The organism is Azotosporobacter soli (genome assembly GCF_030542965.1).
Taxonomy (GTDB): domain Bacteria; phylum Bacillota; class Negativicutes; order SG130; family SG130; genus Azotosporobacter; species Azotosporobacter soli.
The window spans coordinates 55,949-70,007 of the sequence record NZ_JAUAOA010000002.1; the positions used below are offsets into that span (position 1 = coordinate 55,949).

The 14,059-nt window shown below is 54.0% G+C and carries 13 protein-coding genes; all 13 read right to left on the minus strand.

Going from position 1 to position 14,059, the window contains the following annotated elements; genetic code table 11:
* Positions 1 to 3: 3 nt before the first annotated feature.
* On the minus strand, positions 4 to 315 hold the full coding sequence (locus tag QTL79_RS02270; protein ID WP_346353315.1) for a hypothetical protein: 312 nt from the start codon (positions 313 to 315) through the stop codon (positions 4 to 6).
* Positions 302 to 1,441 (minus strand): aminotransferase class V-fold PLP-dependent enzyme, encoded by a 1,140-nt coding sequence (locus QTL79_RS02275; protein WP_346353316.1) that lies wholly within the window; start codon positions 1,439 to 1,441, stop codon positions 302 to 304. Before QTL79_RS02275 ends, QTL79_RS02270 begins: the two co-directional genes overlap by 14 nt.
* A gap of 19 nt (positions 1,442 to 1,460) precedes the next feature.
* Entirely contained in the window at positions 1,461 to 2,582 is a 1,122-nt protein-coding gene (locus QTL79_RS02280; RefSeq protein WP_346353317.1) for a DVU_1551 family NTP transferase, read from the minus strand.
* Positions 2,561 to 3,622 (minus strand): XdhC family aldehyde oxidoreductase maturation factor, encoded by a 1,062-nt coding sequence (locus QTL79_RS02285; protein ID WP_346353318.1) that lies wholly within the window; start codon positions 3,620 to 3,622, stop codon positions 2,561 to 2,563. Before QTL79_RS02285 ends, QTL79_RS02280 begins: the two co-directional genes overlap by 22 nt.
* A 24-nt stretch (positions 3,623 to 3,646) precedes the next feature.
* Positions 3,647 to 4,096, minus strand: a complete 450-nt coding sequence (locus tag QTL79_RS02290) for a DVU_1555 family C-GCAxxG-C-C protein (RefSeq protein WP_346353319.1) — start codon at positions 4,094 to 4,096, stop codon at positions 3,647 to 3,649.
* Positions 4,097 to 4,117: 21 nt separating this feature from the next.
* Entirely contained in the window at positions 4,118 to 4,378 is a 261-nt protein-coding gene (locus tag QTL79_RS02295; protein WP_346353320.1) for a hypothetical protein, read from the minus strand.
* 19 nt (positions 4,379 to 4,397) lie between these two features.
* On the minus strand, positions 4,398 to 4,571 hold the full coding sequence (locus QTL79_RS02300; RefSeq protein ID WP_346353321.1) for a hypothetical protein: 174 nt from the start codon (positions 4,569 to 4,571) through the stop codon (positions 4,398 to 4,400).
* A gap of 21 nt (positions 4,572 to 4,592) precedes the next feature.
* Positions 4,593 to 5,222 carry a DVU_1556 family methyltransferase gene (trsM, locus tag QTL79_RS02305; RefSeq protein ID WP_346353322.1) on the minus strand — a complete coding sequence of 210 codons (630 nt, stop codon included), beginning with the start codon at positions 5,220 to 5,222 and terminating at the stop codon, positions 4,593 to 4,595.
* Positions 5,219 to 5,428 (minus strand): DVU_1557 family redox protein, encoded by a 210-nt coding sequence (locus QTL79_RS02310; protein ID WP_346353323.1) that lies wholly within the window; start codon positions 5,426 to 5,428, stop codon positions 5,219 to 5,221. Before QTL79_RS02310 ends, trsM begins: the two co-directional genes overlap by 4 nt.
* Positions 5,429 to 5,440: 12 nt before the next feature.
* Positions 5,441 to 7,759: a pyridine nucleotide-disulfide oxidoreductase/dicluster-binding protein gene (locus QTL79_RS02315; protein ID WP_346353324.1), complete on the minus strand. Its 2,319-nt coding sequence runs from the start codon at positions 7,757 to 7,759 to the stop codon at positions 5,441 to 5,443.
* A gap of 105 nt (positions 7,760 to 7,864) precedes the next feature.
* Positions 7,865 to 10,603, minus strand: coding sequence for a molybdopterin-dependent aldehyde oxidoreductase (locus QTL79_RS02320; protein WP_346353325.1), 2,739 nt, complete (start codon positions 10,601 to 10,603; stop codon positions 7,865 to 7,867).
* Positions 10,604 to 10,681: 78 nt separating this feature from the next.
* Positions 10,682 to 11,707 (minus strand): molybdopterin-binding protein, encoded by a 1,026-nt coding sequence (locus QTL79_RS02325; RefSeq protein ID WP_346353326.1) that lies wholly within the window; start codon positions 11,705 to 11,707, stop codon positions 10,682 to 10,684.
* Positions 11,708 to 11,993: 286 nt separating this feature from the next.
* Positions 11,994 to 14,018, minus strand: a complete 2,025-nt coding sequence (locus QTL79_RS02330; RefSeq protein WP_346353327.1) for a sigma-54-dependent Fis family transcriptional regulator — start codon at positions 14,016 to 14,018, stop codon at positions 11,994 to 11,996.
* Between the last annotated feature and the right edge of the window lie 41 nt (positions 14,019 to 14,059).

The window sequence follows — 14,059 nt, forward strand, 5'->3', positions numbered from 1 at the left end:
CGTTCACTCCATCTCTTTGCTTTGCCGCTCCAGCAGTTCTTCCAATATGGTTTCAAATTGCGCCTTGCTCGTTTTCGGATCGTCGTCAGTATATTGCACTTTCATAACAGTATCGTTCAAGACTCCTTTCACCGTTGCGCCGTCCGCAAGAACGACTTTGAAAAAAGGCCGGGGGAAATTCCGGTGGAAGGTCAAGGTACCGACGGCGCCAAGGGCGAGGATGAAGGCTTCGATCAATCTTACTCTTAGGCGATACTCATAGATATGATTGCCGGCGAAACAGTTTTCCACTTTCCTGCACTCAATCTGTCTCACGCAGCATCGCTCCTATTGCGCTAAGGCAATCTTCAATTTCCTGCTCCGTCGTGAAGCGCGACAGACTGAGACGCACAGTGCCTGACGGCGCTGTCGCCAAAAAAGCATGAGTGCGCGGCGCGCAGTGAAGCCCTGTGCGACTGACAATGCCAAAACTTTTTTGCAGTATCTCGCCCACCTCTTCCACAGCCCAGTTCTCCAACGTGAAGGAAACAACCGGCGTCCTCGGCGCCTCAACGTCAATCACATTCGCCCCCAGCTCTTTTAATCCGCTACACAACCGTTCCGTCAAAGAATGTAGTCCCTTTTCTTCCAGCGGATGTTCGCTGCGCCAAGCCAACGCAGCCGCCAAACCGGCAAAGGCGCAATCATTCGGCGTTCCGGCTTCGAAATGCGTCGGCATCATGGACGGCATTTCATCCAGTTCGCTTTGAATTCCGGTTCCTCCGACCCAGACCGGTTCCAGTTCCGCCGTCATATGAGGCGCTATATATAGCCCGCCCGTTCCGGTCGGCCCTAGTAGATACTTGTGTCCAGTAAAGGCCACTAAATCGATTTTCCACTGTTCGGGAAAAACGGGGATGATGCCCATACTCTGCGACGCATCGAGCAGCGTGACGGCTCCAGCCTCTTTGGCCAGCTTCGCGAGCAGCGCCGCATCGTTGACCGCACCGGTCACATTCGAAGCATGCATAAAAACGGCGAGCTGCGGCCGGTATTTTTTTATGGCAGCCGCCCATTCTTCCACGACGATCCGTCCTGAATGATCGACGGGAACGATCCGAATTTGCAGCCCTTTCGTTTTGGCCAGATAATGCAGCGGGCGCAGCACCGAATTGTGTTCCGCAGCCGACGTGACTACGTTCGCGCCGCTCTGCCAACGCAAACCATGCAGTGCGACATTTAAGGCATGGGTCGCGTTTGGCGCAAAGACGATTTGCCGCTCATCGGTCACTTGAAGCAATTCGGCCAGCAAGGTGCGGCACGTTCCAGCTGCATCCGCTCGGTCAAAAGCAGCGCGCCCGCTATGGCAAGGGACTTGTTGGATGCAGGCGGCCACCGCTTCACTGACCTGTAGAGGCTTCGGCCAGGAAGTCGCCGCATTGTTCAGGTATGCAAATTTCATTACGCTCCCCCTCCCTTCCTTATACTTGCAATTCATCAAAACTCTGCAGGCCTAAACGCTGCAGCGTTTTTGCGCCGATTGCTTCCGCCGTCTCTATTTTGCGGCGGATGGAAGCCAGCACTTCCTGGTTTCCGGAAAAACGATCCAAGGCCGGTCGGAAACGCTCCAAAAAATTCACCCGTCGATCGTCCTGCACCAATTTGTCCGCGAGAAAAACAATCGCCGTCTCGTCAATTATGCCGTCCGCACTAAATTCCATATCCATATGCGAGGCGATGATGCCGGATAACGCAGAAAATCCCCAACACGCAGCCAGTTTTCCGCCGCGCTTCGAGTGATTTCGCTTTCCTTTCGCCACATCGTGAACAAGAGCCCCCGCCGCAACCAGTTCAAGATCCAGCTGCAGTCCGGTCTGATTGAGCGACTCCGCTAAACTGCAACCGACAGCGGCCACGGCGCGTCCATGTCGCGCCACACCGCCGTCTTCCTGGTATTTCTTCAGCATGGCGTCACATTCGGCAGGCGTCGGAATCTGGCGTCGCCGGTGATATTCGACCAGCTTCCGGTAATCCTCCTGCGTATCCACATCCATCAGGATGCCCTGATCCGCAACGTCGACTTCCCGGGCCGTCGCGTCAAATTGAGTCAGAACGTTCCTTAAGCCGCCCGTTCCATCATGCGCAAGAATCCGCGCAAAGCACTGCGCGCTAATTAGCGGCGGATGCCCCCGTTCAGCGGCGAAAACCGGATAGACAACGGCTGCGCCGGTCTTCCGGTAAACCTGTAGGATGTCCTTCACACTGTGCCGCCGGATCAGCGGCGTATCGCCGGGCAAAAGGAAAAAAGCCTCCGCCTCTCCCGCCAAACTTGACACGCCTGCGCGTACGGAAGAAAACATGCCATCTGCATAAGAAGTATTTTCAATGACCTTGACGCTCAGCCGCTCCAGTACGGGAGACAATTCTGCCGCGTTATGCCCCGTCACGACCCGGATGTCTTTGATGCCGGCGCGTCGCAGACTGTCGACAGCCGTCTCAATCACCGTTTTTTCGCCCAGCGGCAGTAACGGCTTAAAGACGCCCATGCGCGAAGAGTATCCTCCAGCCACAATCAATCCGGCTATTTTTTCGCCGCTACGCATCTCTCACGCTCCGCTCTGGCCTTGATCAGTTCGGCCACAATGCTCACTGCGATTTCTTCCGGCGTTTCCGCGTAGATGTCGATACCGATCGGCGAGTATACGCGATTGAGTTGCTCGGCGCTGAAGCCTTTTTTCTCCAGCGCACCATACAAAGCGCTCCGCTTCTTCTTGCTGCCGATCATGCCAATATAGGCGGCCTTCGTTCCCAGCGCCTGTTCCAGCACGCTGCCGTCATGCAAGTGGCCTCTGGTCACGATGACAAGATAACTATCACTGCCGATGCCTAACTCCGGCAGTTCCTCAAATTCCTCGATCAGTCGGACTTCCGCCTCCGGAAAACGTTCCTGATTGGCAAAATCGGCTCTGTCATCCAACACCACCGTTTGAAAACCGACCATACTGGTCAAACGCGCCACCTGCTGCGAAACGTGACCTGCGCCAAACAAGTACACCGTACCGGCCGGACGGATCGGTTCCATGATATACAGTCGTCCATCCCTGGCATCGGTATGGATCGCTATCGACGCCGGGGCCGCCGACAGACGCTTCAAAAATTTCTGTTCGCATTGAAAATCACCGATAATCGTACCATCCTTAAGCACCAGACACTGCTGCCTGCGCCGCACCCGCTCCGCATCCTGCGTCAGTTCAGTAATCAGCCATGCTTTCTGCGCATGTTCCAGTGTTGAAAGAAGCGCTTCATAGACTTGTTGATTCACGCCGCCTTCTGCGCTGACGTAATCGATGATCATTTTTCCCGCCCCGCCGCAGATCATACCTAATCCGGCCGAGTCATTCCCCGTAAGATCGAAAGGCTGAATGACAGGCAAACGGGTCGCATAGACCTCCTTGGCAAGGCGTATCGTCTCCGCCTCCAAGCGGCCGCCGCCGACCGTACCGATGATGGAGCCGTCAAAGCGCACGATCATCTTGGCTCCGGCTGAGCGCGGCGACGAACCGGAACTATGCACGATCGTAGCCAAAACTATGCTTTCACCGGCTGACAGCAAGCGAACCGCTTCCTGATAAAACTTTTTCACGCTTATCCCATCCTTCTCGTCGCATTAACTACTGTATTCACCCGAAGGCGAATAGCCGTTCGTCGCCAAAATGGCCATTACTTTTCCATACACATTCTGCACCAACTGGGGACAACGAGCGCTCCGGTTCGCCGGATTATTTTCCAGGATCGTATTGCAATCCGTGCCGCCGTATTTTGCCGTCTCTTCCTGTTCAAACCATTCGACAAACTCTCTGACCATCTCATGCAAACGGCTGTCTTCCATTTCTTCGGCCGAACCCTTTCCGGCATAAAGGCCAAGCAGACAAACACCGCCGGTCAGAGCGCCGCAAGTCTTGCCGCAGAAGCCCATTCCGCCGATCAAGCCGTTCATCGCGCGTACCAAATCCGGATTTTCTTTGCCCTGCGCCTCGAGGCCGAGCAGCAGCAAGATTTGACTGCATAAGAAGCCCTGTTGCGATAACTCGACCAGCTTGAAGAACAATTCATTCATCTCGGTTCCGCCTTTCTTCGCTTAATGCTCGCTGCAGCGCGGGCGATCCGCCCCCTTGCCGAACAGTTCGCTGATCCGTGACAGCGCCGCGGTCGAAAGTAAATGGATATTCGCCGGTTTGCCGTCCAGAGTTTCACCGCACAGGATGATGCCATTGCCGTTTTCCAGATACTGAATCGGCAGGCTGCGGCGGAATTTTTTCCCGCTATGCTTGTCGATGACCTCGACTGTGATCATCTCGGCTTCGATCTGTTCGGGGAAATCGTCTCGTTCGTCTTGCATCGTCTTTCTCTCCTTTTTTCTATTTCCCGCCGGACAGGACCAATCGCTGTCCCATCCTGCACTTCGGGCACTTTCGCCCCTCTTCCGTATCCGTACATTGTTTGCAATACACCGTAAAGCACCGGCAGCATTGATAGAGCGCAGCATTGTCCAACATCGCCTGATTGCAGCGCGGACATGGTTTATTTTCCATCATCATTCATCCTTCCGTCTCTCATTTTTCAGCCGCCAGTAAAAAATAGCCAATTTTTCTTTTTTCTTGCCCGCTTTGCATCCTGCAGCAGGGAAAACATTGTTGCAATGCCTCCGCTTCGCCGTAGCGCATAATATAGGAGGCGACAAATTCGCGCAAACAGCGCGATTGATCTTCAAAGACCCGTATCCGAAAGCCATTCTCTCTGACTATCGCCAGCAAATCGACGCCCGTTTCCGGCAAATAACAGGTCAGCGTCTCTTCCTGAAGCCTGACATATACATCGGTAATTCCAAGCGTTCCGCCGCTGCGCAGGATGCGATGAAACTCTTTAATCGCCTTTTCCGGATTTGCCATGACCGACAAGCTGCACTCGGCGATGACTCCGTCCAGCGAAGCGTCGGGAAACGGCAGCCGTTCGCCGTTTCCCTGCAGCAGCGCCAAATGGGGCGCACGCTTTCGCCCTTCTGCCAAACGGTTTTCTGCGGAATCGACGCCGCAGGCGTCAAGACCGCGCCGCTCGCACAAATATTCCACCGTTTCGCCGCTGCCGCAGCCGACGTCCACAACAATTGCATTTGGCGAAAACGCACAACAGTCGATCAGCCTTGTTGTCAAAGCAGATCCGCCCGGATGTTGCTGCAGCATCATTTATCCTCCAGCGCCTCTTCTACCTGTTTCATCTTCCCGGTCGCCAACGCTTCCGGGACATAAACCAAACCGCACTGCGAACACTTGTACAGTTCAACCGGAAAGCTGCTGCCGAGATAATCCAGCTTTACACTTCCCAATGTCAGCTTAACTTTGCATTTGTCGCATTCAATATTCGCCTCTGCTTGCAGAATCTGATTGCTCATCGCTCGCCTCCGCTACTCCGTAATATTGATTCTATGACAATACGCATTTCGCACAAGAAACGCATCGTTTTCGACAACATATTCCACCCAATACGTTACCGCTCCCAGTTGCCGATACGCGATGAAATTTCCGCTTTCCTGATTGGTAAGCCGCTCTTTGCTGCTTTCCGCATGCGCGATGACCTTGGCCGCGTCGGAAGCAAGAATCATTCGTTCTTCCATGACCGCGCTCACACTTTCCGGAATGATAAGTTTAACCTCCGTTTGCGCTTCCTCCACGCTTTCACCCCAAACCTCTTTCAAAAATGCGATTTTTAGCTTTTCCCGGTTTTCCTGCCGCTGCGAATAGCCCGGCCCCATCTTTACGGCCCGCTCATCCGCGCCGTCATTAAAAACAAGATCCAATACATGATACGCACGTTTTCCCTGGCTGGCAAAATGATCGCGGCACATGCTGCAGTAGGTCAGATAGTCGGCTTCGCTTTCCCCAATCCGCCGTTGTATCGCCTTTTGCGCCACTTCTTTGTTCGCATGAATCAGCAGTCCGCCGTAACTGCAACAAGTCGTATGCTCACGGTTCAACGGCAGTTCTTCGATTGTAAAGCCGCGCTGCGCTGCGATACTGCGCACGCTGTCTTGCATTGTCTTCTCCAGCCGTGCCGCGCAGCTGTCATGCACCGCCAGCGTTTTAGGCGGCGCAAGCGGCGGCAGCGCTTCCGTCAAGCCGTGCTCGGCAAATACCGTCCATAAACTTTCGAGCGTCGCCTCCGGCAAATGCTGTTTAAAGAGACTATGGCAAGACGGACAGGCCGTTATCACGCGCGGCTTACCCAGTTCCCTCCACTTTAGCGCCAGGTTTTGCGTGGCGGCCTCGAATACCGCCTCTTGTCCCGCCCAGTTGGCCGGTGCGCCGCAGCAGCCCAGCATCAATCCGACGCCGCCGGATAACGTCTCCGTCAGAAAGGCGTAGGCCTGTCTTACCTGTTGCGGCGACGAAGCCGCCAATTGACAGCCGGGAAAAAACAGATACCGACTCGAAGCAAAGCCCGCTTGGTGTCTGCTGAGCGCACAGTGCTCGCTGTTGCTGAACTGCATATCGCGCAGGGCAAAGTCATGCGTTGAAAGCGGCATTTTCCCTTTATCCACCATCATCCGCCGCGCTTTAAGACAAATCTCGCCCATATTCAAATTTCCCGGGCACACTCTTTCGCACAAACCGCACAGACTGCAGGAATTGATCATTTTATTCGCACGATGGATTCCCATGACAATCGATAAGTTATTGTATATTTCACGCACATACCGTTTGGGATAAGAGCGGTAATGAGCCAGATATTCACAAACTTTTACGCATTCCAAGCACTCGCACAATAAACAACGTTGCGCTTCCTTAAGCGCATCCTGTTCCGTATAGCCGCCGTCCGCACCGCTTGGCCGCACCATAGGTTCGGCAGGGACTCCTTCAATATTCGTGTACAAAGAAGTCGCATAGGGACCTTCCAGTTCCCGGTTTGCCGAAAGAGACGCGCCTTGAAAAAGGCGGTCGATCGAAGTTGCGGCTTTTTTCCCGTCCGCAATCGACGCAATCGGCGAGTAAGACCGGCTTTCGCCTCTTAGACTGCCGCCGGCAAACACCGTTGGCAGATTGGTCGCAAGCGTCAGCGGATCAACGGCAAGCGCTTCTCTTTTATTCCGGTCTGTTGTACCATCCTGTTTCCAAAGCAGTTGCGCTCCGGTCGCCAAATAGACCGCATCAAATTCTTGCAAAAGCGGCTCTAGCGCCGTAATGGTCGTATGATAATGCATTGTCACAGGCAGTTTCGCAAAAACAGAAAAATCGTTGTCGATCACCTGCTCCGGCAACGTTTGCTTTGAAGAAAGCCAAATCAAGCCGCCCAAGCGTTCGGTGGCTTCAAAAATTTCTACCGCGTATCCTTTTCGCGCCAGTTCAAAAGCCGCCGTCAGTCCGCTTAAGCCAGCGCCCACAACAGCCGCCTTTTTATTTTTTAGCGGCAACGGTTTTAGCGCGACATTGACCGGATTCTTAGCGACGCAGATTTGCTCGACCGCTCTGACGAACACCGCCTCATCCAGCTCACTGCGCCTGCACTGTTTCCGGCAAGGCTGGTCGCAAATTCTACTGATAATGCCCGGAAAAGGAAGCGCGCGCTGGTACAAGGCCAGTCCTTTTTCATACTCTTTCTTGCAAACAGCGTCCACCATGCCTCTGACGTCAACATGAACCGGACAGCCACTCGTACAGCCCGGCGGATTCTCCTGGCTGCATTGCGCCTCGCGTTGGCGCAATAATTTTTGATCCGTTTGATCCATAATATCCCCCTCCTCCCGGATGCGGAAAACCGAAACGAACGGAAAGCCTTGCAGCTTTCCAATCCGTTTCAGTTTTTCTGCTTTTCCGGTATTTCGCAGCAACCGTTATTTGGGGGTAGATAATGCATCCAGTCCCGCTTTGATTTTCTCCGGCAATGCGGGAACTGCAAAAATGCGAACGCCGCAGGCGTTGTAAATCGCATTCAGGATCGCCGGATGCGGCGACGTCAGCGGGCCTTCGCCTACGCCGGCCGCGCCGTATGGTCCCAGTTCGCGCGGCGTGATATTGTAGATGATTTCCATATCATCCGGAATGTCCTTGATGAACGGCAGGCCGCAGGCAACCAAATTGGTATGTTTCTTGAGATCCTCAAAGTCTTCGCTAAGCGCAAGACCGATCCCCTGCGCCAAGCCGCCGTAGACTTGTCCGTCGCAAGTCGTCTTGTTCGTCAATGTTCCGATGTCTTGAACGGTGACGAAGCGCACGACGGTTGCCTTGCCGGTCTTCATATCCACTTCGACTTCCGGCATAAAGACCGCATACATATAGATGGGGAACGGATCGCCCTGACAGGTTTCCGAGCTGCAGTCCGTACACATCGAAGCCGTCCAGGTGCCGTCATAATGAAGCGGTATCTTTTCCGCAACCATTTCATCGTAGCTGCGGAACGTCCCGTCCGCCTTGCGCATCGCGTTGACCAACATTTCGCAGGCGACGCGAGTCGCGTTTCCTGTCATGACGTTTTGACGGCTGCCGCCTGACGGACCGCTGGCCGGCGTAAAGGCCGTATCATTCATGACGAGCTTAATTTGTTCCGGTCGGATGCCCATCTGGCGAAGCGTCTCATGCGAATGCGTCAGCGTCGCAAGATCTGCGCCCTGGCCATGGTCTTGCCACGAGTTGCCGATCGTTACGCCGTCTTTCGTCAATTCTGCCCAGGCATGGGAACTGTCCGGGCCGTCCAGACCGCAACCGTATGTGCCAATGGCCAGACCGACGCCGCGTTTTTTCTCCGGCGTGGAAAGTTCCTTACAGCGCTTCTTCGCCTCTTCCCAATACGGACGAATTTTGTCGAGCATTTCCGGCAGGCAGAAGACTTCCGGCACTTGCCCTGTCGGCGTCGTCGAACCCGGACGGTAAACATTTTTATAGCGCAATTCGAGCGGGTCCATGCCCAGTTTTTCCGCTAAGATATCGATCGCGGTTTCGGAAGAGAGGAACGCTTTCGGCGAACCGTAAGCACGGAAGGCCGAACCCCAGGCATGGTTGGTGCAGACGCATTTGCCGTGGCCGCGAATGTTCTTGATGTCGTAACCGGCGCCGGTAAACTGCCCTTGGCGTATGCAGTTCAAATCGCCGAACTCGCTGTATGGACCATGGTCGAGCCACCAGTTCGTTTCCATCGCCAACAATTTTCCGCTCTTGTCGGCGGCCAGTTTTGTTTTGACCAGCGCCGGTGAGCGTTTGCCGGTATAGGTAATTTGCTGGAACATCGTAAAGTTCAGCGAAACCGGTTTTCCGTCGCAGGCCAGACATGCGACGCCCAATAACGCTTCATTGGTCGGGCTGAATTTATAGCCGAAGGTCGCACCGGTCGGGTTCGCGACGAGACGGCATTTTTCCGGTTCGATGCCGATACCGGCGACGATCATCGCATGATGCAAATGCAGTGCGATACTCTTGGAATGAATCGTCAGGCGACCTTCTTCATCGATGTACGCGCTGCCGCAATCCGGCTCCAGCGGCATATGCGGCTGACGGCTGCAGTACGTTTCCGCTTCCGCAATGACCAAATCCGGATTTTCCATGAACGGTTTCGTCTCTTCGCCTTTTACGACGCCCTGTTCGTAGTACACGTTCGGCGTGCCGGGATGAATTTCGATCGCATCGGGAGCCATCGCTTCCGGGGCGCTCATGTAGGCAGGTAGAATTTCCAAGTCCACTTTAACCGCTTTCGCCGCAGCCTTCGCATGTTCTTCGGTATCGGCCGCCACAATCGCGATCGCATCGCCGAACTGGAAGACTTTTTCGTCGCAGAGGATCGGACGATCCCAGCCGTCGCCCTTGTTGCTCGGGAACGTAATCAAACCCGTGATGCGGTTTTTCCCTTTTACGTCTTTATGCGTGATGACCTTGTAAACGCCCGGCATCTTTTCCGCTGCGGAAGTATCGATGCCCTTAATATTGGCATGCGAAACTTCCGCCTGCACCAACGCCAAGCGCAATGTTCCCGGCGGCATTTGCAAGCCGACGTCAGCGCCGTAATCCCAGGTGCCGGTGACTTTTTGCAATGCGGATGGCCGTACATAGGTAGTGCCGTAAATTTTATTGCCGACCGGCGTAAAGAGCAGCTCTTCCTTGCGCATTTCACCGCGCAGCACCTTGGCTGCGGCCATTACCGCGTCGACCAGCGGTTTATAACCGGTACAGCGGCAGGCATTGCGGTTCTTCTGGAACCAGTCGCGCACCTGCTCTCTGGTCGGACTCGGATTTTCATCCAGCAATACTTTCGCCGACAAGATAAAGCCGGGACTGCAGAAGCCGCACTGCGCGCAGCCATAGCCCATCCAGGCCGTCTGCAGCGGGTGGAGATTGTCCGGCGTCGCCAGACCTTCGATCGTCGTAATCAGCGCTTCATCCGGCACCCGTTTCATTTTTACAATACAGGAGCGTACGACCCTGCCGTCCATGATGATCGAGCAAGTACCGCATTGTCCTTGATTACAACCGACCTTACAGCCAGTAAGCAGGAGCTGTTCCCTGAGCACGCTCGCCAGAGTGGATTCGGGGTCAACGATCAACGTTCTCGCCAACCCGTTGATAATCAGCACTTTTTTTTGCATCTCTTCTCTTATCTCCTTTTTCTTCGTTCTATATTTCAGGGGCGTCTATCCCCAAAATACCGGAGCATTCTCTTCTCTTCAGCCGCCTTTGCCGAAACCGCATTCCGGATAGCGACATTCATCGCAGACGAGGCAAAGTCCGCCATGCCCCAGTTTGGTGATATCCCTGCGCGTCAGTTCTTCGCCGGCTAATATGCGCGGCGCGACGAGGTCAAAAATCGTGCTCTTGTGATACATCACGCAACCCGGCAGACCGAGAACCGGAATGGAGCCAAAATAGGCCAGCATAAACATCGCGCCCGGCAGCGTTGGCGCGCCGTAAGAAATGATCTTTCCGCCGGCCGCCCGGATGCCCGCAGGCGTCACATCGTCCGGATCGACCGACATGCCGCCGGTCGTGACAATCATATCCGCGCCGAGCGCCAGCAAATGTTGAATCGCTTCGGCAATCCGCTCCGCATCATCCGGCACGAAAATCTGTTTCAGAATCGAACTGCCCCATTGCTGAAATTTCTTTTCCAGCACCGGACCGAACGCGTCTTCTATCCGTCCGTGATAGATCTCGCTGCCGGTTGTCACGACGCCGATTTTGAACGCCTGCAATTTCTTGACTTCCATTAGCGGATAATGCTGCGCACAGATTTCTTCCAGTTGGCGAATCTTTTCCGTTTCAATCACCAACGGAATAATTTTGCAGCCCGCGATTTTTGTTCCGGCCTGGACGATCTGATTCGAATGCAGCGTCGCCGCGGCCAGTTGATCGATATCATTGATTCGCTCCAACGCTTCCACATTTATCTTTAACAAACCGGTAACGGCGGCTTTCAGTTCGACCTTGCCTTCCGCCGCTTCGGCCAAACGTAAGCCTTCGCCTGCTGCGGCGCGTGCAAACCGCCTTGCCGCGTCATTTTCATGCAGCAGTTTTTCGTTGACTTCCCAAACGTAAATGTTTTCCTTCCCAATCATCAGCAGTTTGTTTATATCTTCTTTTTGAATCACATGTCCTTTGTTAAACGCCCTCCCTTTGCGTTTTCCGGGAATAATCTCGGTCACGTCATGACAAAGCACCATGCCTTCCGCCTGATAGACTGAAACTGCTCTCATCAGCCGACCTCCCTCGCCGCGTCTATATTTTGCGAATCTTTCAACAATGTTCTTTTCTATTGCATATTTCATGCCAACGACGAAAAAGGCTGTAGGAAAACTTACGCTAAGTTTTCCTACAGCCTTTTTCGTCGTTCAAAGTAACTTATCCATTGGCATCAATCGTTTTTATTACCTGTGCAAAACTGTCACCTTATCCGGCGGCACTACGCTTATTGCATGAGCATACCTGTAACACCTGTTCAAAAGTGTCACTTTCATAGAACACTACGCTAACACTTTGGCACTAATGATAAATGGCATATTGTTTCATCTTTCGATACAGCGTATTGCGGGAAATCCCGAGCGTACGCGCAATCAAACTGATATTGCCCCTGTGTTTCTCCAGCAGCGTGAGAATTTCTTTCCGCTCCTCATCCTCCCAGAGACGCTGACGCCGTTCCGTTTTACAGCCGCCCGCTGCTTCTTTTAGTTCAGCTGTTTCTGCGCCGCCGTCCTGCCAGTCGCATATTTCCTGCGGCAGATTCTCCCGCGTTATCCTTGTTTCTTCCGTCAGGCTTACGATTCGCTCTACGACATTTTGCAATTCCCGCACGTTGCCCGGCCAGTCATAACGCACGATCCGTTCCTGCACATCCGCATCAAGTTCAAAGGAACGGCGATGCTTATCCAGTTTTTCCAAAAAATGATTGAACAAGAGGACGATGTCCTCCGCGCGTTCTCTTAGCGGCGGGATCGTAATGGAAATCACATTCAAGCGATAGTAAAGATCGTTGCGGAACGTTCCTTTGCCGACTTCCGTCAATAATTTCTTATTGCTTGCGCAAATGACCCGTACGTCAACGGGTATTTCCTTATCGCAGCCAATTCGATTCACTTTCCGTTCCTGCAGCACACGCAAGAGCGCCACCTGCTGCTCGAGCGGCATGTCGCCGATCTCATCCAAGAAGAGCGTGCCGCCGGAAGCCAGCTCGAACTTGCCCGGTTTGCCGCCGCGCTTGGCGCCGGTAAACGCGCCATCCGCATAACCGAACAGCTCGCTGCCGATCAATTCACGCGGCAAGGCACCGCAATTGACAGCAATGAAAGGCCCGGCGCAGCGTGCGCTCCGGTTATGAATGGCCTGCGCAAAGACCTCCTTGCCTGTACCGCTTTCGCCCTGCAAAAGCACATTGGCGGTTGACATCGCCGCGCGCGCGGCCACGCGAACGGCTTCCAGAATCGATTTGCTTTCGCCGATAATATCGCTGAAATGAAACGCGCCGTAATTTCCGTTAAAGCGGTTCACCAAACTTTGAATTTGTTGGATCGGCCGCAAGACAATGACGCCGCCGATCACATGGCCCTGTTCGTTGGTCACCGGCGTACCGGATGCCAGACAATGGTTGAGGCCTTCACTGGTCTCCACCATGATCTCAACGTCGGAAAAGGCATTCTTGCATTTCAGCATTTTTCGAATCGCGATCTGTTTCGCACCCAAAAGGCATTCGACGGAGACCCCGGCTTTCAGTTCGACCTGATTGACGACCGAACCGAATATCTGAGGCACAATCGGATTCAAGTCGCTGATGATGCCGTTGCTGTCGATCATGATCACGCCGTCCGACATCGTATTGAAAATGTTCGTCAAGCGCTTGTTCGTCACGTTCAGCGCCTTGTTCTTCTCCCGAATGTCCATCTGGCCGACAATTGCCTCCACCGCGGCCACGACCATTCCGAGCGTATGCAGATGCGCGGAACTCGACGCGCCGGAAACGTCCAATATGCCAAGCAGCTGCCCCTGCGCATCCAAAATCGGCGCTGCCGAACAGGTCAGCGCATGGTGCTTGCGACAGTAATGTTCCGCGCCGGAAACCTGCACCGGTTTTCGCAACAGCGCCGCCGTACCGATCGCATTCGTTCCGGCTTCTTTCTCGCTCCAGCTCGCGCCTTGGAAAAAGCTCACCGTCATCGGATTGGTCAGCGTGTCTTCATCGCCCAGAATCTCCATGATATAACCGCGTTCGTCCGTTAAGGCCACAACAAAGCCCGAGCCGGCAACGATGCGATACAGATTTTGCATAAACGGTTTCGCAATCGCAATCAGTTCCCGTTTCTCGTGCAACAAATCCTGCAGCATCGCATCGCTTAAGCTGGCGTGTATGCGCTCATCATCCGGATCGACTTTCGCCTGTCTACAGCGCAACCAGGAATCGAGAATGTCTTTTTTCACGGGATAATGGCGTTCGCTGCCGGTGTTGGGAAGCGTTGTTGTAAAGCGTAGCCAGCCGATAAACGTACTGTCAACAGCATCAGCAGTTTCAAGATTCATGGCATCAAACACCTACCTGTTCTTGATTTCTTGCGCAAAGT